Below are 24529 nucleotides of genomic sequence, written 5' to 3' on the forward strand. Positions count from 1 at the left end.
CAGGAACGACAATTAACGGCCTGGAGGCTACCTTGTTAAACTCGTTTAAACTCTCACTGCAATACATTCTGCCTAAACTGTGGCTCACCCGCCTCGCAGGCTGGGGGGCAAGTAAACGAGCAGGCTGGCTGACTAAACTGGTTATCGATCTGTTCGTCAAATACTACAAGGTCGATATGAAAGAGGCGCAGAAGCCGGATACCGCCGCTTACCGCACCTTCAACGACTTCTTCGTCCGCCCGCTGCGTGATGACGTTCGCCCGCTCAACACCGATCCCAACGTACTGGTGATGCCGGCTGACGGCGTTATCAGCCAGCTTGGCGCTATCGAAGATGACAAAATTCTGCAGGCCAAAGGCCACAATTACACCCTGGAGGCCCTGCTGGCAGGTAACTACCAGATGGCCGACCTGTTCCGTAACGGTAGCTTCGCCACCACCTACCTGTCACCGCGCGATTATCACCGCGTGCATATGCCGTGCAACGGCATCCTGCGCGAAATGATCTACGTTCCGGGCGATCTGTTCTCGGTCAACCACCTGACGGCGCAAAACGTACCGAACCTGTTTGCCCGCAACGAGCGCGTCATCTGCCTGTTCGATACTGAATTCGGTCCAATGGCGCAGATTCTGGTGGGCGCAACGATTGTTGGCAGCATCGAGACCGTCTGGTCCGGCACCGTGACGCCGCCACGCGAAGGCATTATCAAGCGCTGGACCTGGCCTGCGGGCGAAAGCGAAGGCTCCGTTGCGCTGTTGAAGGGGCAGGAGATGGGGCGCTTTAAGCTGGGCTCAACGGTGATTAACCTGTTTGCGCCAGGCCAGGTGAAGCTGGTTGAACAGCTGCAAAGCCTGTCAGTCACCAAAATCGGCGAACCGCTGGCGACGGCCGTAGAAGCGGACATATCCGCGGAACCTGCGCCGTTGCCGGAAGAAGAAATCCGCGCCGAACATCGCGCCAGCCCGCGGGTTGACGACAAACAAGACGAAGGTTAATTCCTGACGACAAAGGGTTACGCCGTGCGCCTGATATACACTTTTCTGTTGGCCTTGAGCCTCAGCTTCGGGGCGTACGCAGCGACGGCCCCGGACGTCAAACAAATCACCCAGGAACTGGAACAGGCGAAGGCGGCGAAACCCGCCCAGCCTGAAACCGTTGAGGTCCTGCAAGCCGCGTTGAATGCGCTGGAGGAACGCAATGCCTCCGTTGAGCGTGCTCGCCAGTACCAGGATGTTATCGATAATTTCCCCAAACTGTTTCAAACTCTCCGCACCCAGTTAGCGAATGTCAGCGAAACGCCGCACCAGGTACCTACCGCCCTCACCGCCGACGCGCTGAATCAGGAGATCCTGCAGGTCAGCAGCCAGCTTCTGGAAGCCAGCCGCCAGGCGCAGCAGGAGCAGGATCGGGCGCGGGAAATTGCCGACTCTCTCAACCAATTGCCTCAACAGCAAACCGACGCCCGCCGCAAGCTTAACGAAATTGAACGCCGCATCGGCGCGCAGCCCGGCAATACGCCGCTGGCGCAGGCGCAAAATCTCGGCCTGCAGGCGGAATCCGCGCGTCTGAAAGCGCTGGTCGACGAGCTGGATCTGGCCCAACTCTCCGCTAACAACCGCCAGGAGCTGTCGCGCATCCGCTCTGAGCTGGCGCAGAAACAGAGCGAACAACTCGATGCCTACCTGCAGGCGCTGCGCAATCAGCAGAACAGCCAGCGCCAACGCGAAGCGGAAAAGGCGCTGGAGAGTACCGAGCTGTTGGCGGAAAACAGCGAAAACCTGCCGCCGGGGATCATCGACCAGTTCAAAATTAACCGCGAGCTATCGCAGGCGCTCAACCAGCAGGTCCAGCGCCTTGATCTGGTTGCCTCGCAGCAGCGGCAGGCAACCAATCAAACGCTCCAGGTGCGCCAGGCGCTGAACACCCTACGCGAACAGTCGCAGTGGCTGGGATCATCGAATCTACTCGGCGAAGCGCTTCGCGCCCAGGTCGCCCGTCTGCCGGAGCGCCCGCGCCCCCAGCAACTGGATACTGAAACGGCCCAGTTGCGCGTGCAGCGCTTGCATTACGAAGACCTGCTCAGCAAGCAGGCGCAATTACGTCTGATTCGCCAGGCCGACGGCGAACCGCTCACCGCGGAACAAAACCGCATCCTGCAGGCGCAGCTGCGTACCCAGAGCGAGCTGCTTAACTCGCTGCTGCGCGGCGGCGATACCCTGCTGCTCGAACTGACGAAACTGAAGGTCGCCAACGGCCAGTTAGAAGACGCGCTGAAAGAGATTAACGAAGCAACCCACCGCTATCTGTTCTGGACCTCGGACGTCAGCCCGATTGGCTTCTCCTGGCCGCTGGAAGTAGTGCAGGATCTGCGTCGTCTGATCTCGCTTGATACCATCAACCAGCTCGGCAAGGCCAGCGTCATGATGCTGACCAGCAAAGAGACGCTGTTCCCGCTGTTTGGCGCGCTGGTGCTGGTGGGCTTCAGTATCTATTCGCGCCGCCACTTTACCCGCTTCCTTGAGCGCTCCAGCGCGCGGATCGGCAAGGTGACTCAGGATCACTTCTGGCTGACGCTGCGTACCGTGTTTTGGTCAATTCTGGTGGCATCTCCGCTGCCGGTATTGTGGATGACGCTCGGCTATGGATTGCAGGCGGCCTGGCCCTTCCCGCTGGCGGTCGCCATTGGCGACGGCGTGACCGCCACCGTGCCGCTACTATGGGTGGTGATGATTTGCGCCACCTTCGCCCGGCCGAATGGATTGTTCATCGCCCACTTCGGCTGGCCACGCAACCGCGTCGCCAAAGCCATGCGTTACTACCTGATGAGCATCGGGTTGATCGTACCGCTGATTATGGCGCTGATCATGTTCGATAATCTCAACGACCGTGAATTCTCGGCCTCTCTGGGCCGCCTGTGCTTCATGCTGATATGCGGCGCGCTGGCGCTGGTTACCTTGAGCCTGAAGCACGCCGGGATCCCGCTGTATCTTGATAAAGCGGGCGACGGCGAGAACATGGTGAACCGTCTGCTGTGGAACCTGCTGCTAGGCGCGCCGCTGATCGCGATGCTGGCGGCGGCAGTGGGCTATCTTGCCACCTCGCAGGCGCTACTGGCGCGACTGGAAACCTCGGTCGCCATCTGGTTCCTGCTGTTGGTGGTCTACCATATCATCCGCCGTTGGATGCTGATTCAGCGTCGGCGTCTGGCCTTCGATCGCGCCAAACACCGCCGGGCGGAAATCCTCGCCCAGCGCGCCCGCGGCGAAGAAGATACCGCCCACTCCACCAGCACCGAAGGCTCGGTCGAAGCGGAAGTCAGCGAAGTCGACCTCGACGCCATCAGTACCCAGTCCCTGCGCCTGGTCCGTTCGCTGCTGATGCTGATAGCCCTGCTGTCGGTGATTATCCTGTGGTCGGAAATTCACTCGGCATTCGGCTTCCTCGAAAATATCTCGCTGTGGGACGTGACCTCCACGGTACAGGGCGTCGAAAGTCTTGAGCCCATTACCCTCGGCGCGGTATTGATCGCCATTCTGGTGCTGATTATCACCACCCAGCTGGTGCGCAATCTCCCGGCGCTGCTGGAACTGGCGATTCTGCAACATCTGGATTTGACGCCGGGTACCGGCTACGCCATCACCACCATCACCAAATATCTGTTGATGCTGATCGGCGGACTGGTTGGCTTCTCGATGATTGGTATTGAGTGGTCGAAACTGCAGTGGCTGGTGGCGGCGCTCAGCGTCGGTCTAGGTTTTGGTCTACAGGAAATCTTCGCCAACTTTATCTCCGGCCTGATTATCCTGTTTGAGAAACCGATCCGTATCGGCGATACGGTCACTATCCGTAGCCTGACCGGTAGCGTGACGAAAATAAATACCCGCGCCACCACCATCAGCGACTGGGACCGTAAAGAAATCATCGTGCCGAACAAAGCGTTCATCACCGAACAGTTCATCAACTGGTCGCTGTCGGATTCGGTCACTCGTGTGGTGTTGACTATCCCGGCGCCCGCGGAGGCCAATACGGAAGAGGTTACACAGATTCTGTTGACCGCCGCTCATCGCTGCTCGCTGGTGATTGATACCCCGGCGCCGGAAGCGTTTCTCGTTGACCTGCAGCAGGGGATTCAGATTTTCGAGCTGCGTATTTACGCCGCCGAGATGGGCCACCGTATGCCGCTGCGTCATGAGCTGCATCAACTGATTCTTGCCGGTTACCGCGCGCACGGCATCGACATGCCGTTCCCACCGTTCCAGATGCGTCTGGAAAGCCTGGATGGTCTGCGCAGCAGTCAGCCGCTGAACTCAGCGGGTAAAAGCAGCCGTACCCCAGGAAGTTTGTAAGCACTAACTAGCCCGGTGAGCGATTCACCGGGCATTCTCTTTCTTAACCCTCCGCCAGGGCTACCTGTACCGCCGTTCTCTGACGATAGTTCTCGTAGATCCCTAATGCCAACAGCGAGAAGAAAATCGGCCCGCCGACCATCCATAGCGTACTGTTCCAGTCACCGGAATCCATCACCGGCTGAATAACGGTGAAGATATTGGCGAACGCTACCACCAGTACCACTATCGTCGTTGCCAGCAGCGTACTTATGCGGCTTTTGAACATCACAAATGGACGATCGAGCTCGGCTTTGGCCTTAAAGAACGGGAACGCGATCGCCAGGAACAGATACGGCAAGGTCATCGAGACGTTAGCCATCAGCGTTAGCTTGTTATAAAACGCCGAGGCGGTATCGCCGCCGAAAGAGACCAGCAGAATAAACAGACTCACCAGCAGGCATTGCAGCCACATGGCGTTAGCCGGCATACCATTGGCGTTGACTTTGGTCATCATCGTCGGCCACAGCGCTTTCGGCGTCCCCTGAATAATCGCCTTCAGCGGTGAATAGCTCAGGGTGAAGAATGCGCCGGTATAGGCCAGGAACATCGACAACCCGGTAATGCGCGCAAACCATACGCCGGTCAGCGCCGCCGCCTGCGGCGACAGATGCAGCGCTTGTCCAAGCGTTGCGCCAAGGCTGGTCATCAACACATAGGTGATATTGCCGAGGTTGGTACTGTGGTTGCTCAATACCTGCTGCCAGTTGGCGCTGACGCCCCACAGCACGATGGCCAGCGAGTAGCCGATCGAAATCACCAGCGCGGCGATAATAATGCCTTTGGCAAAGTTCTTTTCCGGCTTCTCGGTTTTATCCACCAGCCCGCCGACCGCTTCAATCCCGCCATAGGCGAAAATGGCGAACACCACGAAAGACAGCATCGCCAGACCCGATTGATATCCTGGATTCGGCGACGCGGTGAAATCCAGCGGCTGGGCGAAATGACCGCCGTTCAGCAGCAGAATCACCCCGCTCACCAGTAGCAGTACCAGATTCAGGCACATCACCGCGATACCGCCGACGGCGGTAATTTTGGCAATCTTATTTATCCCTTTCGCCGCCACCAGCGTCACCAGCACCATCCAACAGGCGGCCAGTACGCCGACGGTTTGCGTCGAGGTTAAGCCGGCAAAAGCCCAGCTCTGAGTTTTATCCGCGCCGAACAGAAAGGTCGAAAACGGGACCCAAATTTTCGCCGCGGTGCTGACCATCCACACCACATAGGATGAAAACCACATAAAGGTGCCAATAAATGCAAAGCGCGGCCCGACGCTACGGTTCATCCACGAATAGATCCCGCCCTCTTCCTTACGATAGGCCGAGCCCATCTCCGCCATCATTAAGGCGAAAGGAATAAAGAAAAACAGCGCCGAGAAAAGATAAAACGGCATCGCGCTATAACCCATCAGATAAAACGCCGAAGGGCTATTGGCAAAGCCAAACACCGAAGTGAAGATCATTAATATCAGCCCAATCAGGCTCATCTTCTTGATTTGTTGAGGCATAAACCGATCCAAACGTGAGCGTCGCCGAACGACGTCGCCAGGTAAGCAGAAATAGAACGCGGATCCTAGCAATATTCCAGTTTGAAATTGTGGTTATTAGGGCTAATGCAGTCGGGAGAACTGTAAAAATCTTTGAATGAAGGGGATAACGCTAACGACGGGAAACGGCTTCCCTCTCCTCATGAAAGGGAAGCGCAGTTAATCAGGCGCGATCGACGGTGAACGAGATCACTTCGCCGATGGTCTCTACCCCCAGTGCCAGCATCACCAGGCGGTCTACGCCCAGCGCGACGCCGGAACAATCCGGCAGGCCGGCTTCCAGCGCGGCCAACAGGTTATAGTCGATGGGCTGCTCCGGCAGGCCGCGGGCCGCACGTTTGCGGTTGTCCTGCTCAAAACGCTGCTGTTGTTCGCGCGCGTCGGTTAGTTCATGGAAACCGTTCGCCAGCTCCATCCCCTTGTAGTAGACCTCAAAGCGTTCGGCGACGCGGTGATCTTCGGTGCTGATCTGCGCCAACGAAGCCTGGCTTGCCGGGAAGTGATAGACGAAAGTCGGACGTTCTTTACCGATGTGCGGCTCTACGCCCATGGTGAACAGCAGCTGCAGCAGCGTATCGCGATCTTCTTCCGTATCAGCGATATTACTGAGATCGAGTTTTGCCGCCACTTCACGCAGCTGGGTTTTGTCCGCCGACAGCGGATCGATCTCCAGATAGCGCTGGAAGGCCTGTTGATAAGAGAGGCTTTCCGCGGGTTGGCACTCGAGCACCTGCTGCAGTAAATCGTCAACTTCGTTAATCAGACGGTACATGTCGTAGCACGGACGGTACCACTCCAGCATGGTGAACTCTGGATTGTGGTGGCGGCCCATCTCTTCATTGCGAAAGCTTCGGCACAGCTGAAATACCGGCCCGCACCCGGCGGCCAGCAGCCGCTTCATGTGGTATTCCGGGCTGGTCATCAGATACAGATTCAGACCCTGAGAGTGGCCGGGGCCGACGAAACGGGTTTCAAACGGGAACATGTGGATATCGGTCACCGTTGCCTGACTCATACAAGGCGTTTCCACCTCCAGCACGCCGCGGTCGGTAAAGAAACGGCGAATTTCCGCCATTACAGCCGCACGTTTTAACAGATTTGGAATGGATGCGCTCGGCTGCCAGGTTGCCGTCTCGCTCATGGTACTTTTCTCCGATTTCATACAAGGGCACGAAGTCTACTCGCAACCGTCGAGTGAAACAAATTTTGTGCAATCCGGCGGCGATATTACATCCTGATAATTTATTGCTAACTTAATTGCATAAATAAAATTGATAAATCAGCGCACGGATTGATAAAAAAATCGAACGCGTCAATTTTCCCCAACATCCCTATGGCTATACTCATTTACCTATAAAGGAGCAGTGATACTTTTTCGCCAGCCCGGCGGCGAAATACACAAAAACTGGAGGAATGTCGTGCAAACTTTTCAAGCCGATCTTGTCGTCATTGGCGCAGGCGGAGCAGGTCTTCGCGCAGCCATCGCCGCTGCGCAGGCTAATCCAAAAGCCAAAATCGCACTGATTTCAAAAGTCTATCCAATGCGTAGCCATACCGTCGCCGCTGAAGGCGGTTCTGCGGCGGTCGCGCAGGATCACGATAGCTTTGAATACCATTTTCACGACACCGTCGCCGGCGGCGACTGGCTCTGTGAACAGGATGTCGTAGACTATTTCGTACACCACTGCCCCACGGAAATGACCCAGCTTGAGCTGTGGGGCTGCCCGTGGAGCCGCCGCCCGGACGGCAGCGTCAACGTTCGCCGCTTCGGCGGGATGAAAATCGAACGTACATGGTTCGCCGCCGATAAAACCGGCTTCCATATGCTGCATACCCTCTTCCAGACCTCCCTCCAGTTCCCGCAAATTCAACGTTTCGACGAGCACTTCGTGCTGGATATTCTGGTCGATGACGGCCAGGCCCGCGGCCTGGTGGCAATGAATATGATGGAAGGCACGCTGGTGCAAATTCGCGCCAATGCGGTCGTCATGGCTACCGGCGGCGCTGGCCGCGTCTATCGCTATAACACCAACGGCGGCATCGTCACCGGCGATGGCATGGGCATGGCGCTGGGCCACGGCGTCCCGCTGCGCGACATGGAGTTCGTCCAGTATCACCCAACCGGCCTGCCGGGCTCGGGGATCCTGATGACCGAAGGCTGCCGCGGCGAAGGCGGTATTCTGGTGAATAAGAACGGCTATCGCTACCTGCAGGATTACGGCATGGGGCCGGAAACGCCGCTCGGCGAGCCGAAAAACAAATACATGGAACTCGGCCCGCGCGATAAAGTTTCTCAAGCCTTCTGGCACGAGTGGCGCAAAGGCAACACCATTCCGACGCCGCGCGGCGACGTGGTTTATCTCGACCTGCGTCATCTCGGCGAGAAGAAACTGCTTGAACGCCTACCGTTCATCTGCGAACTGGCGAAAGCCTATGTTGGCGTCGATCCGGTGAAAGAGCCCATTCCGGTGCGCCCGACCGCCCACTACACGATGGGAGGCATCGAAACTGACCAACAGTGCGAAACCCGCATCAAGGGCCTGTTCGCCGTCGGAGAATGTTCCTCCGTCGGTCTCCATGGCGCCAACCGTCTGGGATCCAACTCGCTCGCCGAGCTGGTGGTCTTTGGCCGCCTTGCCGGTGAGCAAGCCATGCAGCGCGCAATGGCCGCGGGCGAAGCCAACAACGCGGCGCTGGATGCGCAGGTCAACGACGTTGAAAACCGTCTTAAAGATCTCGTTAACCAGCAGGGCAATGAAAACTGGGCCAAAATCCGCGATGAAATGGGTATGTCGATGGAAGAAGGCTGCGGTATCTATCGCACGCCGGAGCTGATGCAGAAAACCATCGATAAGCTGGCCGAGCTGCAGGAGCGCTTTAAGCGCGTGCGTATCACCGACACCTCCAGCGTGTTTAATACCGACCTGCTCTACACCATTGAGCTGGGCCATGGTCTCAACGTCGCCGAATGTATGGCGCACTCCGCTATCGCGCGTAAAGAGTCACGCGGCGCCCACCAGCGCCTCGATGAAGGCTGCACTGAACGCGACGACGTCAATTTCCTCAAGCATACGCTCGCCTTCCGTGAGGCCGACGGCAGCACGCGCCTGGAGTATGGCGATGTGAAGATTACCACTCTGCCGCCTGCTAAACGCGTCTATGGCGCCGAAGCGGAAGCCGCTGAGAAGAAGGAGACGACCCATGGCTGAGATGAACAAACTGAAAGTTGAAGTGGTGCGCTACAACCCGGAAGTCGACACCGCGCCGCACAGCGCTTTCTATGAAGTCCCCTACGACGAACAAACCTCGCTGCTCGACGCGCTGGGCTATATCAAAGATAACCTTGCGCCGGATTTAAGCTACCGCTGGTCGTGCCGCATGGCGATCTGCGGCTCCTGCGGCATGATGGTCAACAAGGTGCCCAAACTGGCCTGTAAAACCTTCCTGCGCGATTATACCAAAGGGTTGAAGGTCGAAGCGCTGGCCAACTTCCCGATTGAGCGCGATCTGGTGGTCGATATGACCCACTTTATCGAAAGCCTGGAAGCGATTAAGCCGTATATCATCGGAAATAACCGCACGCCGGATCAGGGGCCAAATAAACAAACTCCGGCGCAGATGGCGAAATACCATCAGTTCTCCGGCTGCATCAACTGCGGTCTGTGCTATGCCGCCTGTCCGCAGTTTGGTCTGAATCCGGAGTTCATTGGCCCGGCGGCGATCACCCTCGCCCATCGTTACAACGAAGACAGCCGCGACCACGGCAAAAAGGAACGTATGGCGCAGCTCAACGGCCAGAACGGCGTGTGGAGCTGTACTTTCGTTGGCTTCTGCTCCGAAGTTTGTCCGAAGCATGTCGACCCGGCGGCCGCCATTCAGCAGGGTAAGGTAGAAAGTTCGAAAGACTTCCTGATCGCCACCCTGAAACCACGCTAAGGAGTGCACTATGACGACTAAACGCAAACCCTACGTGCGGCCCATGACCTCCACCTGGTGGAAGAAGCTGCCGTTTTATCGCTTCTATATGCTGCGTGAAGGGACGGCGGTGCCGACGGTCTGGTTCAGCATCGTGCTAATTTACGGCTTGTTCGCCCTCAAGCACGGCGCCGAAAGCTGGGATGGCTATGTGGCCTTCCTGCAAAACCCGATTGTGGTGATCCTCAACCTGATCACCCTCGCAGCCGCGCTGCTGCACACCAAAACCTGGTTTGAGCTGGCGCCGAAAGCCGCCAACATCATTGTTAAAGGCGAGAAAATGGGGCCTGAGCCGCTGATTAAAGGGCTGTGGGCGGTTACGGCGCTGGTCAGCATCGTGATCCTGTTTGTCGCGTTGTTCTGGTAAGGAGGCTGATATGATTAATCCCAATCCAAAACGTTCCGATGAACCGGTGTTCTGGGGGCTATTTGGCGCAGGCGGTATGTGGGGGGCGATTATCGCGCCGGTGATGGTGCTGCTGGTCGGCATTCTACTGCCGCTGGGGCTCGCGCCTGGCGATGCTTTCAGCTACGAACGCGTTTACGCCTTCGCCCATAGCTTCATCGGTCGCCTCTTTATCTTCCTGATGATTGTTCTGCCGCTGTGGTGCGGCCTGCACCGTATCCACCATGCGATGCATGACCTGAAAATCCACGTGCCGAACGGCAAATGGGTCTTCTATGGCCTGGCGGCGATTTTAACCGTCGTCACCCTGGTCGGCGTGTTATTTATCTGATGCAACATCTCGCCCGGTAGCAATCTGTTACCGGGCTCGCTTATCGACAAAATCACCCTACTTTTTTCCTGCCGCTATCTACACTTAGAGAAAAAGCGGTAAGGAAAATACCTATGCGTCTGCTGCCAGTGTTAACCGTGGTTATCGCGTCATTGCTGAGCGTTGCGTGCAGCAATCCCGTTCCTCCCGCTGGCGTGACCGTCGTCAGCCCATTTGAAAGCCAACGCTTCCTCGGCACCTGGTATGAAATCGCCCGCTTCGATCATCATTTCGAAAGCGGGCTGGAAAAGGTTACGGCGACTTACAGCCTGCGCGGCGATGGCGGCATTGATGTGGTCAATAAAGGTTATAACCCTGACCGCGGCATCTGGCAGAAAACAGACGGCGTTGCCTGGTTCACCGGCGATCCCAACCGCGCGGCGCTGAAGGTCTCTTTCTTCGGCCCCTTCTATGGCGGCTACAACGTCATTGCGCTGGATAAAGAGTACCGCCATGCGCTGGTTTGCGGGCCGGATCGCGATTACCTGTGGCTACTGGCGCGCACGCCGAAGATTTCGCCGCAGGTGAAACAGCAGATGCTGGATATCGCCACCCGACAGGGCTTCGACGTAAGCAAACTGATTTGGGTTAATCAGCGCTATTAATGCGCGCTCATTTTCAGCCCGATAATGCCGATCACAATACAGGCCAGGCTCGCGATACGCATCGGGCTTGCGGATTCACCCAGCAGCACAATGCCGGTTATCGCTGCGCCAACGGCGCCGATCCCGGTCCACACCGCATAGGCGGTACCCACCGGCAGTGATTTCATCGCCCACGATAGCAGCGCCATACTGACGACCATAGCAGCAATAGTAATCACGCTTGGCAGCAGACGGCTAAATCCATGGGTATATTTGAGGCCGACGGCCCACACGACTTCCAGCAAACCGGCGATAAAGAGAATGATCCAGGACATAAGGCTCCAGTAATGGGGCCGTCCCCGAATGAGATACGCTCACGGGTCGTCCCGCAAGGTGGTTGAAAACGCCGGGATTATAAACAACGGCGCCGTGAATGTGAAGACCGGTACGGCGCAAGGCCGTACCGGTAATGTTTAATTCTGAGCTTTGGTCGCCGCGCCAGAGATAGCGCTGCCGCCGTCAGAGATGTCTTCACCGATACCACGCGTGGTGTTACATGCGGTGAGCACAGAGGAAAGGACCAAAACAGTAAAGAACGCCGCAATCGTTTTTTTCACCATAATATCATCCTTATAAACAGTTTTTGTTTTCTTGCCCTATAAGCATAGCCAAACTGATTCAGAATGAAGGGATAGTCGCGTTTTTTAAGAGAAAAAGAGGTTCAGGGTGAACTGAGCAAAATGAATTGCAGGGAAGGCAGATGAAATGAGACTAGCTAACGGCGTGAGAAATCGCGTGCCCCAGCCCCTGGATATCCTCGCCAATACCGCGGGCGGTATTGCATCCAGTAAGCAGCGCGCCGCTGAGCAGCAGCAAGGCAAGAAGTTTGAGCATCTGGTTCATGTTAGTTCTGGCGCGAAACTGAAGGCGCAGCAGCAAGGCTGCGCCCACCGTCTCAAAGCATGAATTACTTCACGCGAGATACGTATTCGCCGGAGCGGGTATCTACTTTGATGACTTCGCCAATCTGAACGAACAGCGGAACTTTAACCACAGCGCCAGTGGACAGAGTCGCCGGCTTGCCGCCAGTACCTGCGGTGTCGCCTTTCAGACCCGGATCGGTTTCAACTATTTCCAGTTCAACGAAGTTAGGCGGGGTCACTGCGATAGGCTGACCGTTCCACAGGGTTACGATGCACTCAGCCTGATCCAGCAGCCATTTAGCATTGTCGCCGATAGCTTTAGCATCAGCAGACAGCTGTTCGAAGGTTTCGTTGTTCATGAAGTGCCAGAACTCACCGTCGTTGTACAGGTAAGTCAGGTTCATATCGACAACGTCCGCGCCTTCTGCAGAGTCGGTGGACTTGAAAGTTTTTTCTACACGGGTGCCGGTCAGCAGGCGACGCAGCTTAACGCGTGCGAATGCCTGACCTTTACCTGGTTTAACGAATTCGCTGGCTTCAACCGCATACGGTTCGCCATCCATCATGATTTTAAGACCAGCACGAAAATCGTTGCTATAGTAAGTCGCCATAAGGCCCTCTGAAATTGTTTAACTTGGTAGCTAAGCCACAAAATGGCGCATATTGTAACCCTAAATACCCCATCCAGAGAAGATTGGATCACGCAACTTGCCGATGTTGTGACCAGTCCCGATGAACTATTGCATCTTTTAGATCTGGAAACAGATGCAAACCTATTGGCGGGACGTGATGCGAAGCGTCTCTTCGCGCTGCGCGTGCCGCGCGCGTTTATTGCACGAATGGAGAAAGGAAATCCCCACGATCCTCTTCTTCGTCAGGTACTTACCGCGCAAGAAGAGTTTATTGCCGCTCCTGGTTTTTCCACCGATCCGCTGGAAGAGCAACACAGCGTGGTGCCCGGCCTACTGCATAAATATAGCAACCGGGCGCTATTGCTGGTGAAAGGCGGCTGCGCGGTCAACTGCCGCTACTGCTTCCGCCGTCACTTCCCCTATGCCGAGAACCAGGGTAATAAACGCAACTGGCAGGCGGCGCTGGAGTACATTGCCGCCAATCCGCAATTAGATGAAATTATTTTCTCCGGCGGCGATCCGTTGATGGCGAAAGACCACGAACTGGATTGGCTGCTGACGCAACTGGAAGCTATCCCGCATATTAAACGGTTACGCATCCATAGCCGCTTGCCGATTGTCATTCCGGCGCGGATCACCGAAGGGCTGACGGCTCGCTTTAGCGCCTCCTCGCTGCAGATATTGTTAGTTAACCATATCAATCATGCCAACGAGATCGGCCCGGAATTCCGGGCGGCAATGGCGCTGCTACGGCAAGCGCGCGTGACGCTGCTCAACCAAAGCGTCCTGCTGCGCGGTGTTAACGACAATGCACAAACCCTGGCGAATCTCAGTAATGCGCTGTTCGATGCCGGGGTAATGCCCTACTACCTGCACGTGCTCGATAAAGTCCAGGGCGCGGCTCATTTCATGGTAGAAGACGAGGAAGCTCGTGCCATCATGCGTGAGCTATTAACGCTGGTATCCGGATATATGGTGCCAAGATTGGCACGTGAAATAGGCGGCGAACCGAGTAAAACGCCGCTGGATTTAGGTTTAAAGCAACAAAACTAAGTTTTTCTGCCGGCCCTGTCCGGCAGATACCTAAATGACAAATGCGTTTTCCTGGCAAATAATAGATATAAAATTTTTCACCAGCGTTATCCAGAAGGCAGTGTTTGCTTAACATTTATAATTATATATACGCGTATCTATTAAATGATGCGCTAATAAGACATCTAAAAAAGCAGTGAAAGTATATTGGTTGCAACCATAACAATAAACATCACCACAATCCATCTGGGTAATTTAAATGCTGTCCCTCTGCGACTTTCGATTCGATTATCACTTACAGTATCTATAACTTCGTACCTTTCACTCTCCTCGCACTCTCTATCACTTACAGGATCCTCTACATTCGCCGATGGACTCGCTTTCACCTCTTCCGCTTTGGTCACTGGTGTGATCACTGCATCCGTAGCAAGGATAAATCCGCGTTGTCTGACGGTAATAATGATATCCTGAGATAATCCAGCCTTTACCAGTGATTTTCTGAGCAATGATATATTTTGGTAAAAGGTGTTTTGCGCAACTATTACACCCCTTGTTTTCCAGACTGTTTCCAGAAATTCCTCACGTGAAATGATCCTTCCATTACTTTCTATTAGCAACAATAAACAACGAGCGGTCGGCCCATTTAAGTTAACGGTAGTGCCATTTTCATTAACAGTTCGCAACTCACTCATATTCACATCAAAAATAACTTCATCGTTAATGATGAATTCACTAAATGCCATAATGTCTTCCCTTTTTCATTAGCTATGTGAAATAAACATGAAATTAATGAAATTCCATCTTTAATGTTGAGCGAATAGCCTTGAACAGGCCTGCTATTAGATGGCTTCACATATCAATCATTGAGTCTCGATTTTGCATCCAGGATAAGACTAACATGATATTTAAACTGAATGGAAGCCAGAGACACCGCACAACATTCATCGAATCAACGCTATCACTTATAGTTCAAATAAAAATGTGAATCGTTCCTTTGAACATTAAAAAATTTATTCAATTAAAATTCACATGCATTTTCCCTAACGGCGAATTAGATTCCTCAGTGCTCCCGTCTTAAGCTAAATGCAGGCCACCATCTGCTTATTAGCCTAAGGGACAACAAGGAGTACAGAGATGGGATAGTGTAGTTCTTTGGCAATTATCGGATAATTAGACAAACCAATAATTAGCAATTAGAGCGATATCTATTTCAAGGATTACGTATTTATACATGGACACATAAATGAAAAAAACAATCGTAGCTGTTATGGTTGCTGCATCTGCAGTTCTGAGCGCTCAGGCAATGGCAGCTAACACTGCTGAAGTGACCGTTCTGGGTGAAGTCAATGACTCCTCCTCTTCTTGCGTAGTCACCCCGACAGGTACTCTGAACAACGGCATCGTTCGTCTGACTTCTGTTACCACCAGCGAAGCGAACGCGCAGGCTGCAAACACCCTTTTCAAAAGCCAGAAGTTTGGTTTTGATGTTTCTGATTGCGCCAAAGGCAGCAGCGATCCGGCAACTGGCCTGACTGTTGCTGTTACTGGTACAACCAGCAGCGATGCGGCCATTCTGGACAACACCGCTGACGACGGCGCAGCTGGTATCGGTATCGGTATCGCGAAAGTAAGCGACGGTTCTCGTGTTAAGTTCGATGGTTCCAGCACCATGTCTGAAACCTACACTGATGGTTCCGTCACTTCCCTGAACTACTATGCTGGTTATGTGAAAGTAAATGCCACAACTGCTGTAACCGAAGGTCCAGTTAAAGGCGTTGCAACCTTTACTATCGATTACACCATCTAATTCTATTTTAAAGGGCTCGCCGTCTGGCGAGCCCTTTTTTCCGTTTAGAGAAATGCTATGTTAAGCACCGTATTTAAACTTTTCATTCCCTTTTTTTTATTGATTAGCGGTTTTGCACATGCTGGCATCGTCATCGAGTCAACTCGCTATCTCTACAAAGAGGGTGCCCGCGAAATCACCGCCCAGATAGAGAACAAAGACGGTATTCCTTACTTAATTAAGTCCTGGATTGAGACCCCAAAAGGGCAAACACCATCTTTCACGGCTACTCCGCCGCTATTCCGACTTGAAGCAAAACAGCAAAATACCGTGCGTTTGTTTTCAACCAATAATGTCACAGCGCCAACCGATCGTGAATCTGTATTTTATTTCAACGTTATGGCTATCCCGCCCGCTGATGAGACCAACGCCAAAAACAATACGATTCAGCTGGCTGTTCGCCACCGTATGCGTCTGGTGTATCGGCCAAAATCGCTGTTTGATATGAAACCGAATGAGGAAGCGGCAAAACTCCAATGGAGTAAATCAGGCAATAAATTGTTCATTAAAAACCCGACACCTTTCTTCTATTACTTCAACACAATAAAAATTGGCAGTGCCGAAATAAAAAATGAAGTAAACACGGTCCCACCGATGGAAACAAAAGAAGTAACGTTAAAGGGAAATATAAACGCATCAAGCGTGACATGGAAAATAGTTAATGATTTTGGTGGGGCTGGATCGCTCTATTCATCACCGTTGTAATTGGGAACTTTTATTAACGTTATAGGGATGTGTTTATGCAAAATAAAAATAAAGAGCTATTCAAACTATCAACGCTCTGCATCACTTTGTTGCCAGCGTTTTTTTGTGGTTTGGATAACAAAGCGCAAGCACGTGATTTCTTCGATCCCTCATTCATCAATTCATTGAATGGTAGCGATCCTTCAAACGCCCCAGATTTATCTATTTTTGAAGCCAGGAACGCTCAGGCACCCGGGGATTATCGGGTGGATATTGTCTTCAATGGCCAATATCTGGATACCCGTACCATCAAGTTTGTTATTGATAGTCATACTACCGACAAGAGTGATGATATCAAATTAGCCCCCTGTTTCACTCTTAAAGACCTGGCGGAATATGGCGTCAGAGTGAAATCCTTCCCAGCGCTGAAAGAAGATGCCAATAACTGCGTTAATCTAACAGCAATACCGGATACAAAAGCGGATTTCGATTTTACTGCACAACGGTTAAATATCTCTATACCACAGGCAGCATTATCCACCGTCGTGCAAGGCTTTATTCCGGAAGATCAATTTGATGAAGGTATTAACGCGCTGTTAATGAATTACCAGTTCAGCGGCTCGAATGATTTCGAATCAGAAGATGAATACTATAGCCTTAACCTCCAGTCCGGTTTAAATCTTGGTCCATGGCGTATCCGAAATTTGAGCACATGGAATAAAACGAAAGGTGAATCCAGCAACTGGGAATCAGCTTACCTGTACATGCAGCGCAGCATTCGCCCTCTTAATAGTAATCTGGTAATGGGTGAAAGCTCCTCGCTTTCCAGTATCTTTGATAGCGTGCCGTTTACCGGGATTCAAATGGCAACGGATACTTCCATGCTGCCGGAGAGCCTTCGCGGCTATGCGCCAATTATCCGTGGGATTGCAAAAACCAACGCCAGGGTGATCGTTAAACAGAATGGCTACCAGGTATATCAGACCTACGTCGCGCCCGGCGCCTTTGAAATCACCGATATGTACCCAAGCGGCGGTAGTGGCGATCTGTACGTTACGGTAGAAGAATCGGATGGCTCAAAGCAAGAATTCATCGTGCCGTTCGCCACGCTGCCGGTGATGGTACGCGAAGGCCAGCTGCAATATGAAATCACTTCAGGTAAATATCGTCCATATGATGACGGTGTCCATGAAACGCCATTCACCCAAGCAACGATAAGCTACGGTGTATCCAGTAGCCTGACGGCCTACGGCGGGATGCAAATGGCCTCACATTATCAGGCATTGTCATCCGGTCTCGGCTATAACCTCGGCGATTTCGGCGCCGCGTCAGCGGATGTCACCCAGGCCTGGTCAAAAATGCAGGATCGGGAAAAGACTTCGGGACAGTCCTGGCGAATCCGCTACGGTAAAAACATCCTTGATACCGGAACCAACATTACCATCGCTGGCTACCGGTACTCTACTGAGGGATTTAACACTTTATCCGAGGTGCTGGATAGCTATGCTAATGACGGTAGCTATACCACCCGTTCATTACGCAATCGAACCAACCTGACACTCAACCAAAGCCTGGGTAAAGGGCTCGGAAGCCTCTCTATTAGTGGTCTGGTAGAGGATTATTGGGATGATAAACGCACCAATAAATCTATCAGCGTTGGCTATAACGGTGGGTTTAAAAACGTGAACTTCTACCTGGGTTATAGCTATAGCCGCTACACCTGGGGCGGCAATAGCTCTAATAAAGATGCCCAGGACGATCAGCGTATAACCCTGACCGTTACCCTACCGATCAGCAACTGGCTTCCTGGCACCTATACCAGCTACCAGCTCACAAATAGCAATCCAGGCTCAACGGATCAATCGGTTGCAATCGGCGGCGTCGGACTGGAAAACGATAGTCTGGACTGGAGTATTCAGCAAGGATACAGCAACCGCGAATATTACAGCGGCGACATGCGCGCCACTTATAACAGTTCTCAAGGAAGTGTTAACGCCGGTTATAGCTACGATCGCGATAGCCAACGTATTGATTATGGTGCCAACGGCAGTATTGTCGCGCACGCCGACGGCATCACTTTAGGTCAGGACATTACCGATGCAGCCGTACTGGTTAAGGCTCCAGGGCTGGATGACGTCAAACTGAGCACCGATAACACCATTTCAACCGACTATCGCGGCTATGCCATTGTGCCTTATGTTACCCCTTATCGTCGCACCGATATCACACTCGACACCGCCACGCTTGGCGATGATATGGAACTACCGGAAACAACGCAAACCGTGGTGCCGACTCGCGGCGCTATCGTGCGGGCCAACTACGACGGCAAGATTGGGCAGCGCGCCTTTATTCACCTGAAAACTGTCAGCGGCAATGATGTTCCTTATGGCGCTATGGTCTTACTGGCTGGTGATACGAAAAGCCAGGCCAGTATCGTCAGCGATGCCGGGATGGTCTATATGTCCGGGCTGCAACCAACCGGAACGCTCAACGTGCAGTGGGGAAAAAGTTCTAACCAACAATGTAACGCTCCATTCACGCTGCCACCGCGGGAAGGCAAAACCGCTGGTTTAAGTCAGGTTGAAGCGGTTTGCCGCTAATCATCATTTAAGGACAGATATTGATGAAAAGAATATTTTTTCTCTTCGCGCTTCTATTAATTTGCAGCGAGGCGGCTGCAAAATGTACCTATACAGGGAGTATTCGTCGACAAGCTTTTACCATCAACGCGAAGATCCCTACCGATGACTCAATTCCCGTAGGGAGCGTGTTATATTCAACAAAGTATGGTACTCAAACTTATAAAAATTTTTCATGCAATCAGAATACTAACGATCAATACATCACCGAAATTAGTACACCTGTCGTTTCTGGAGTCACGGGAATACAGGGAAAACCGGTTTATGAGACAGGTATCGATGGTATAGGCTTTCAGGTTTCCGATCTGCTGGAAAGTAGAAATGGCGCATTAGTTCCTGCCGTGGCAGGCTCAGTTCTGGTACCGTTTGAGAATACTTCAGATAATTACTATAAATTCATCACCGTGTGGTTTATCAAAACCAAACAGGTCATCGACACTTCAGGTTCGGATTCAAATCCGTCAATCAGTTTTTCTGTCGGCAACCCCACAACTAACCCCGGAACTACCGAAAAACTCTTATATACGACGAATATAAAACTCAAAAGCACCAAATACCAGGTGACATCTTGTGACATATCGCCATCCAGTTCACAAATAACATTGAACAGGATAAAGAAAAGCACCTTAATGTCTGTCTCCCGCGGTGGAGTCACCCCCGAGCAGAAAAACATTTTATTAACGATTAGCTGCCCAGCGGGTTCCATCGGTAATACATTAATGTACTGGTTTAACCCGGTAGGAACGGCCAGCACATCTGGCGATGGTATCATTGATAATATGATAACCGATAGCTCTGGCGCTAAAAATGTCGGCATCATATTCAAACAGACAGGAACTCCGCTGGTATTTTATGATATGGATAGCTATAGTTTCAATAGCGCTGCCGCATCACAAATAATCAACCTGACCGCTGATTATTATCGTCAGAGCAATAGCGTCGATAGTATCACAAACGGTAAAGTTAAAGCGATGTTAGAAGTAGTAATCCAGGAACAATAAACACAGCGCGACACGCACAGGAAAATAAAACTTTACTATGCGTGCCGCTTACATATAAAAACAACGAATATGAAATAATAATTCATAAAATAATCACAATGCATCACATTGAAATAGTCGAACAGTTATTTTTATATTCTTGCTGCTAATCAGAACCGTTCGAGTATCAATGGACTCATAATACAACAAAAAGGATATATAAATGAAACAACTAACTATCTTTGAAATGGAGAGTATTTCCGGTGGTTACTCATGGGATTTTTCCTCATTTCAATCCAGTATTACCAGTATAGTTTGTAATGGCGTTGAGGCTGTCGCTTCAGCCGTTTTACTGGGGACTGGCATGGCGGCAATGGGAACGCTTATTGGCGGTACCCAATCTGGAGCAAATGGCGGCATTCTCGGTTTTGGTTTGCTAGGCAATGCCGTCGGGATGGTATGGGGATTAATCGTGGGTGGAGTCACCGGGGCAGTTAATGGTGCTGTTATGGGATGGGATGCCTCTGTCGCTCTGGTTGAAGAGGGTATTCAAGGCCTGCTGGCTGGCACCTTCATGCCCTGGAAAAGCTAATTATTGATATGCAAGATGCATTTAACAGCCTGCAATAATATTTTTAATCAAAGGAAATGATTTGTGAAAGAACTTACAGTTTTCGAAATGGAAGCGGTATCCGGGGGCTATAGCTGGGACTTTTCTTCTATACAGTCAAGCATCACTAGCCTGGTAAGCAATGGCGCTGAGGCTGTCGCCTCAGCAGTTCTTGGCGCTGTTACCTGGGGAGCGTTTGGGACTTTATTAGGCGGCACCCAATCCGGGAATAATGGGGGCATCCTTGGCCTCGGTCTGATCGGCAACGCTGTAGGGATGGTCTGGGGATTAATTGTCGGCGCCGTAGGTGGCGCAGTAACTTACGCCGCTCTGGGATGGGAAAAATCTGTAGAATACTCAAATGCAGCATTCGAGGCGGTAGTTAAGGGTACTTTTATTCCGTGGGGCCAGTCCTAATAGTCTATTTAACCTTAGACGAGGTAAGACCTAAAGGCTCAAAATTACTGAGCCTTTTTATTTCACTTATCACTAATATGAAAAATCATGGCTAATAGTCTATATCGCAAGGAAGCGATCGAATACAAAAGAAATCACTGGAAAGGGAAAGCCTTGTTGCTCGCCGGTTTACCTGCCTGGTTAATCACTTTGTTATCGGCATTATTTCTTATCGCACTTATTTGCGCATTGATATTTTGCATATTTACTCAACGTGTCGATGTTCAGGGCGAAGTCATTACCCTTCCTCACTCTATAAATGTTTTTGCGCCTCAGCAAGGCTTTATCGTTAAACAACATGTTAAAATAGGCGATATTGTTAAAAAAAACCAACCTCTTTACGAAATTGATATTTCACGCAGCACCACCAGCGGCAATGTCAGTGCAGCGCAAATTGAAGTCATCAATGAAAAGATTGCTAACTCTGATGACATCATTAAAAAACTAGAAGATAACAAAAATCAGACATTAAATGCGTTAAATGCGCAGTTAAAAACCACCACAGCCTCTCTGAAGGAGACCAACCGTATGCTGGTCAATACCCAGGTAGGTCTGAAAAAAATGCACGATAATCTTTCCAGCTATGATAAATACCTTAACAATGGCCTGATAACTAAAGACCAATATAACTATCAGCACTCTCTATATTTCCAGCAACAGAGCGCCTATCAGTCGCTGGTGAGTCAAAAGATGCAACTGGAATCGCAAATCACGCAGCTGAACAGTGATAAAATCACTAAAGCAGCCGACTTTGACAACCAAATATCCAGTCAATACAACCAGTCCAATGATTTTAAAAATCAACTCGTCGAATCCAATGCCAACGGCAATATTATTATCAAATCGACCAGTGATGGCAGAATTGAATCGCTCTCAGCGACACTGGGTCAGACGGTTGATAACGGTAGCAGCCTGGCTCAGATCAAGCCGACTGGTAATGTTGAGTATTATCTTGTGCTATGGCTGCCAAATAATACCATCCCGTATTTAAAAACCGGGGATACTATTAATATTCGCTATGATGCGTTCCCATCGGATAAGTTTGGTCAGTTCCCAGGAAAAATAATATCAATATCTTCTATGCCGGCATCACGACAGGAAATGTCTGAGTATACCAACGTCAATAATGGAACACCTCAGCAGCAAGAACTGGCATTGTATAAAGCGATTGTCAAAATTAAAGATAAACAGTTCGAATATGACGGAAAAACGCTAAGTCTGTCCAACGGGCTTAAAGCACAGGCAGTCGTCTTCCTTGAAGAACGCCCTCTCTACATGTGGATGTTTACTCCGGTTTATAAGATTACTCAAAGCGTGAGCGGCCCGATTCATGACTAATGAACTGTTTGAAAAAATTACGGCGAAAGTTAATTTTTCAATCTTGAAAAAGACGCCGGTAATATTGCAATCTGAAGCCGCCGAGTGCGGCATTGCCTGCCTGGCGATGATTTGCGGCCATTATGGTCTCGATATCGATCTCTTCAATTTCCGCCAGCGCTTTGGCAGCCCCTCTCAGGGGGTCACGCTGATGTCATTAAGCAAAACGGCAGAGCATGCAGGTTTAAAGAGCCGGGCGCTATCGCTCGATCTGGATGAGATCAGACAATTAAAGCTGCCCTGTGTTATCCACTGGGGAATGAACCACTATGTCGTTTTGACCAAAGTGCGTAAATCCAGCTTTATCGTCCACGATCCAGCCCTGGGTAAACGTATTATCGGCATCCAGGAAATGTCGAATAATTTTACCGGCATCGCGTTAGAGCTATGGCCCGATCAGAACTTCCAGCAGGAAAAAGCCAAATCTCGCCTGCGTTTGTTAGACCTGATGCGCAATATCGTTGGCTTAAAATCTGCGCTGCTGAAGATTTTCGCTTTTTCCGTCGTCGTTGAAGCCATCGGCTTACTGCTGCCGATAGGCACACAGTTAGTCACTGACCACGTGATCATGGCCCACGATCAGAGCCTGCTCTCGGTGATCTGTATTGGCCTGGTTTTCTTTACCCTCTTTCGCACCTTTATCAGCATGCTGCGCGCATGGACCTCACTGACGCTCAACACGTTGACCAACATTCAGTGGAAAACCACTCTCTTCGATCATTTGGCCAGCCTGCCGCTGGCATTTTTCGAAAAGCGTCATCTGGGGGATATTCAGTCCCGTTTCTCATCGCTGGATACCATTCGCTCCACGTTCACTAATAGCATCGTCAGCGGCATTATCGACTCGATCATGACGATCGGCCTTCTGATTATGCTCACCCTGTACGGCGGTTGGCTAACATGGGTCGTCGTTGGCTTTACCTTATGTTACGCCCTTATGCGTCTGGGAACTTATCGCTTCTATCGCCGCGTTGCTGAAGAACAGGTAATCAAAGGCGCGCGCTCCAGTTCACATTTTATGGAGTCGCTGTACGGTATTTCGACCATCAAAGCGCTGAACCTGAAAGAACGCCGCTCTCAGCACTGGCTGAATATCAACATCGACGCCTGTAATGCGGGGATCAAACAGACCCGTTTCGACATGATGTTTAGCGGTATCAATACCTTCATTACCGCTATCGATCAGGTAGCGGTACTGTGGCTGGGCGCCATTATGGTCATTGATAATGAAATGACCCTCGGTATGTTTATGGCCTTTAACGCCTACCGAGGCCAGTTCTCCCAGCGCGCATCCAGCCTGGTTGACCTGACCATGCAGCTGCGCATGCTCTCGCTGCATAACGAACGTCTTTCTGAAATCGTCTTCAGCGAACCCGAGCAAGAGTTGCCATCACGGGACGTCTTTTCGAAAGATGCCGGCGCCAGGCTTGAAGTCAAAAATCTTAGCTATCAGTACGATCCATTTTCACAGCCGATTTTCTCAAACCTGAACATCACCGTTGAGCCCGGTGAATCCGTCGCGCTGGTCGGCCCGTCCGGCGTCGGTAAGACCACGCTATTGAAAGTGATGTGCGGGCTGCTCTCCCCCACCAGCGGCGATGTGTTTGCCGATAATCTCGATATCCAGAAAATAGGTTTAAATAACTATCGCCAGGGAACCGCCTGCGTATTGCAGGAGGACAGGCTCTTTTCCGGTTCGCTTATTGATAATATCAGCGGCTTTGAAGACAACGCCGATCTGGATTTTGTCGTCGAATGCGCCAAACGCTGCAACATCCATGACGAAATCATGAAAATGCCGATGGGCTATGAAACCATCGTCGGTGAGCTAGGTTTAGGGATTTCCGGGGGCCAAAAGCAACGTATTTTGATTGCCCGCGCGCTTTATCGTAAGCCGAGCATTCTATTTATGGATGAGGCCACCAGCCATCTCGATTTAAGAAATGAGTCGGTTATCAACCAATCGATTTCAGGGCTCAGTATTACCCGCGTCATCGTTGCCCACCGCCCGTCAACCATCGCCTCTGCCGATCGGGTTATTGATTTGTCGCAGTCCAAAATACCAATGCCAGCGTAAGGAGAAT

The 24529-nt window shown here is 51.6% G+C and carries 23 protein-coding genes; 16 read left to right on the plus strand and 7 right to left on the minus strand.

Annotated features, from left to right (window positions below; translation table 11 throughout):
* The first annotated feature begins 32 nt into the window (after positions 1-32).
* A complete protein-coding gene (gene asd / locus PGS10_RS15665; RefSeq protein ID WP_316423220.1) occupies positions 33-995 on the plus strand; it encodes an archaetidylserine decarboxylase in 963 nt (320 codons plus the stop codon).
* A gap of 24 nt (positions 996-1019) precedes the next feature.
* Positions 1020-4346 carry a miniconductance mechanosensitive channel MscM gene (gene mscM, locus PGS10_RS15670; protein WP_213797877.1) on the plus strand — a complete coding sequence of 1109 codons (3327 nt, stop codon included), beginning with the start codon at positions 1020-1022 and terminating at the stop codon, positions 4344-4346.
* A gap of 43 nt (positions 4347-4389) precedes the next feature.
* On the opposite strand, the gene yjeM is transcribed toward mscM, so the two are convergent.
* Together yjeM and epmA are read right to left on the minus strand one after the other, a co-directional pair.
* Positions 4390-5892, minus strand: a complete 1503-nt coding sequence (gene yjeM / locus PGS10_RS15675; protein ID WP_316423221.1) for a glutamate/gamma-aminobutyrate family transporter YjeM — start codon at positions 5890-5892, stop codon at positions 4390-4392.
* A gap of 202 nt (positions 5893-6094) precedes the next feature.
* Complete coding sequence (gene epmA, locus PGS10_RS15680; protein WP_045380118.1) at positions 6095-7072, minus strand: elongation factor P--(R)-beta-lysine ligase; 978 nt, start codon at positions 7070-7072, stop codon at positions 6095-6097.
* 277 nt (positions 7073-7349) lie between these two features.
* Here epmA and frdA point away from each other — a divergent pair, with 277 nt between their 5' ends.
* From frdA to PGS10_RS15705, 5 genes are all read left to right on the plus strand, one after another.
* Positions 7350-9140 (plus strand): fumarate reductase (quinol) flavoprotein subunit, encoded by a 1791-nt coding sequence (gene frdA / locus PGS10_RS15685; RefSeq protein WP_032713498.1) that lies wholly within the window; start codon positions 7350-7352, stop codon positions 9138-9140.
* Positions 9133-9867 carry a fumarate reductase iron-sulfur protein gene (gene frdB / locus PGS10_RS15690; protein WP_045362546.1) on the plus strand — a complete coding sequence of 245 codons (735 nt, stop codon included), beginning with the start codon at positions 9133-9135 and terminating at the stop codon, positions 9865-9867. Before frdA ends, frdB begins: the two co-directional genes overlap by 8 nt.
* A 10-nt stretch (positions 9868-9877) precedes the next feature.
* The gene (gene frdC / locus PGS10_RS15695; RefSeq protein ID WP_045396402.1) at positions 9878-10273 is read left to right on the plus strand and encodes a fumarate reductase subunit FrdC; all 396 of its coding nucleotides are present in this window, start codon (positions 9878-9880) and stop codon (positions 10271-10273) included.
* Between the two features lie 10 nt (positions 10274-10283).
* Complete coding sequence (frdD, locus tag PGS10_RS15700) at positions 10284-10643, plus strand: fumarate reductase subunit FrdD (RefSeq protein WP_015368650.1); 360 nt, start codon at positions 10284-10286, stop codon at positions 10641-10643.
* A 113-nt stretch (positions 10644-10756) separates the two neighbouring features.
* A complete protein-coding gene (locus tag PGS10_RS15705) occupies positions 10757-11287 on the plus strand; it encodes a lipocalin family protein (RefSeq protein WP_047046300.1) in 531 nt (176 codons plus the stop codon).
* Here the strand turns inward: PGS10_RS15705 and sugE are convergent.
* The 4 genes from sugE to efp all read right to left on the minus strand — a co-directional run bounded on the left by sugE (position 11284) and on the right by efp (position 12800).
* Positions 11284-11601, minus strand: coding sequence for a quaternary ammonium compound efflux SMR transporter SugE (gene sugE, locus PGS10_RS15710; RefSeq protein ID WP_045380130.1), 318 nt, complete (start codon positions 11599-11601; stop codon positions 11284-11286). The genes PGS10_RS15705 and sugE overlap by 4 nt on opposite strands.
* A 138-nt stretch (positions 11602-11739) precedes the next feature.
* Entirely contained in the window at positions 11740-11886 is a 147-nt protein-coding gene (gene ecnB, locus PGS10_RS15715; RefSeq protein ID WP_015368653.1) for a lipoprotein toxin entericidin B, read from the minus strand.
* 151 nt (positions 11887-12037) lie between these two features.
* Complete coding sequence (locus PGS10_RS15720; protein ID WP_047066041.1) at positions 12038-12169, minus strand: entericidin A/B family lipoprotein; 132 nt, start codon at positions 12167-12169, stop codon at positions 12038-12040.
* A 64-nt stretch (positions 12170-12233) separates the two neighbouring features.
* The gene (gene efp, locus PGS10_RS15725) at positions 12234-12800 is read right to left on the minus strand and encodes an elongation factor P (RefSeq protein WP_003855940.1); all 567 of its coding nucleotides are present in this window, start codon (positions 12798-12800) and stop codon (positions 12234-12236) included.
* A 42-nt stretch (positions 12801-12842) separates the two neighbouring features.
* Between efp and epmB the strand changes: the two genes are divergently transcribed.
* On the plus strand, positions 12843-13874 hold the full coding sequence (epmB, locus tag PGS10_RS15730; RefSeq protein WP_063414410.1) for an EF-P beta-lysylation protein EpmB: 1032 nt from the start codon (positions 12843-12845) through the stop codon (positions 13872-13874).
* A gap of 164 nt (positions 13875-14038) precedes the next feature.
* Here epmB and PGS10_RS15735 read toward each other — a convergent pair whose 3' ends face one another.
* Positions 14039-14596: a winged helix-turn-helix domain-containing protein gene (locus PGS10_RS15735; protein WP_045396416.1), complete on the minus strand. Its 558-nt coding sequence runs from the start codon at positions 14594-14596 to the stop codon at positions 14039-14041.
* 500 nt (positions 14597-15096) lie between these two features.
* On the opposite strand from PGS10_RS15735, the gene PGS10_RS15740 reads away from it, so the two are divergent.
* The 8 genes from PGS10_RS15740 to PGS10_RS15775 all read left to right on the plus strand — a co-directional run bounded on the left by PGS10_RS15740 (position 15097) and on the right by PGS10_RS15775 (position 24522).
* Positions 15097-15660, plus strand: a complete 564-nt coding sequence (locus PGS10_RS15740) for a fimbrial protein (RefSeq protein WP_045396419.1) — start codon at positions 15097-15099, stop codon at positions 15658-15660.
* A gap of 57 nt (positions 15661-15717) precedes the next feature.
* Complete coding sequence (locus PGS10_RS15745; protein ID WP_316423224.1) at positions 15718-16404, plus strand: fimbrial biogenesis chaperone; 687 nt, start codon at positions 15718-15720, stop codon at positions 16402-16404.
* A 35-nt stretch (positions 16405-16439) separates the two neighbouring features.
* Positions 16440-18983 (plus strand): fimbria/pilus outer membrane usher protein, encoded by a 2544-nt coding sequence (locus tag PGS10_RS15750; RefSeq protein WP_047078497.1) that lies wholly within the window; start codon positions 16440-16442, stop codon positions 18981-18983.
* 23 nt (positions 18984-19006) lie between these two features.
* Complete coding sequence (locus tag PGS10_RS15755) at positions 19007-20023, plus strand: fimbrial protein (protein ID WP_063414409.1); 1017 nt, start codon at positions 19007-19009, stop codon at positions 20021-20023.
* Positions 20024-20225: 202 nt separating this feature from the next.
* Positions 20226-20594 (plus strand): hypothetical protein, encoded by a 369-nt coding sequence (locus PGS10_RS15760; RefSeq protein ID WP_047046316.1) that lies wholly within the window; start codon positions 20226-20228, stop codon positions 20592-20594.
* 63 nt (positions 20595-20657) lie between these two features.
* A complete protein-coding gene (locus PGS10_RS15765; RefSeq protein WP_047046318.1) occupies positions 20658-21029 on the plus strand; it encodes a hypothetical protein in 372 nt (123 codons plus the stop codon).
* Between the two features lie 87 nt (positions 21030-21116).
* Positions 21117-22406, plus strand: a complete 1290-nt coding sequence (locus tag PGS10_RS15770) for an HlyD family secretion protein (protein WP_316423226.1) — start codon at positions 21117-21119, stop codon at positions 22404-22406.
* Positions 22399-24522, plus strand: a complete 2124-nt coding sequence (locus tag PGS10_RS15775; RefSeq protein ID WP_047046322.1) for a peptidase domain-containing ABC transporter — start codon at positions 22399-22401, stop codon at positions 24520-24522. Before PGS10_RS15770 ends, PGS10_RS15775 begins: the two co-directional genes overlap by 8 nt.
* Positions 24523-24529 lie beyond the last annotated feature (7 nt).

This window comes from Klebsiella sp. 141153, from assembly GCF_032601995.1.
In the GTDB taxonomy this organism is placed as follows: domain Bacteria; phylum Pseudomonadota; class Gammaproteobacteria; order Enterobacterales; family Enterobacteriaceae; genus Klebsiella; species Klebsiella aerogenes.

Coding starts and splice junctions, on each gene's coding strand:
- yjeM (WP_316423221.1), bottom strand. CDS start 5,892: ATGCCTCAACAAATCAAGAAGATGAGCCTGATTGGGCTGATATTAATG.
- epmA (WP_045380118.1), bottom strand. CDS start 7,072: ATGAGCGAGACGGCAACCTGGCAGCCGAGCGCATCCATTCCAAATCTG.
- frdB (WP_045362546.1), top strand. CDS start 9,133: ATGGCTGAGATGAACAAACTGAAAGTTGAAGTGGTGCGCTACAACCCG.
- frdC (WP_045396402.1), top strand. CDS start 9,878: ATGACGACTAAACGCAAACCCTACGTGCGGCCCATGACCTCCACCTGG.
- frdD (WP_015368650.1), top strand. CDS start 10,284: ATGATTAATCCCAATCCAAAACGTTCCGATGAACCGGTGTTCTGGGGG.
- PGS10_RS15705 (WP_047046300.1), top strand. CDS start 10,757: ATGCGTCTGCTGCCAGTGTTAACCGTGGTTATCGCGTCATTGCTGAGC.
- sugE (WP_045380130.1), bottom strand. CDS start 11,601: ATGTCCTGGATCATTCTCTTTATCGCCGGTTTGCTGGAAGTCGTGTGG.
- ecnB (WP_015368653.1), bottom strand. CDS start 11,886: ATGGTGAAAAAAACGATTGCGGCGTTCTTTACTGTTTTGGTCCTTTCC.
- PGS10_RS15720 (WP_047066041.1), bottom strand. CDS start 12,169: ATGAACCAGATGCTCAAACTTCTTGCCTTGCTGCTGCTCAGCGGCGCG.
- efp (WP_003855940.1), bottom strand. CDS start 12,800: ATGGCGACTTACTATAGCAACGATTTTCGTGCTGGTCTTAAAATCATG.
- epmB (WP_063414410.1), top strand. CDS start 12,843: ATGGCGCATATTGTAACCCTAAATACCCCATCCAGAGAAGATTGGATC.
- PGS10_RS15735 (WP_045396416.1), bottom strand. CDS start 14,596: ATGGCATTTAGTGAATTCATCATTAACGATGAAGTTATTTTTGATGTG.
- PGS10_RS15740 (WP_045396419.1), top strand. CDS start 15,097: ATGAAAAAAACAATCGTAGCTGTTATGGTTGCTGCATCTGCAGTTCTG.
- PGS10_RS15745 (WP_316423224.1), top strand. CDS start 15,718: ATGTTAAGCACCGTATTTAAACTTTTCATTCCCTTTTTTTTATTGATT.
- PGS10_RS15750 (WP_047078497.1), top strand. CDS start 16,440: ATGCAAAATAAAAATAAAGAGCTATTCAAACTATCAACGCTCTGCATC.
- PGS10_RS15755 (WP_063414409.1), top strand. CDS start 19,007: ATGAAAAGAATATTTTTTCTCTTCGCGCTTCTATTAATTTGCAGCGAG.
- PGS10_RS15760 (WP_047046316.1), top strand. CDS start 20,226: ATGAAACAACTAACTATCTTTGAAATGGAGAGTATTTCCGGTGGTTAC.
- PGS10_RS15770 (WP_316423226.1), top strand. CDS start 21,117: ATGGCTAATAGTCTATATCGCAAGGAAGCGATCGAATACAAAAGAAAT.
- PGS10_RS15775 (WP_047046322.1), top strand. CDS start 22,399: ATGACTAATGAACTGTTTGAAAAAATTACGGCGAAAGTTAATTTTTCA.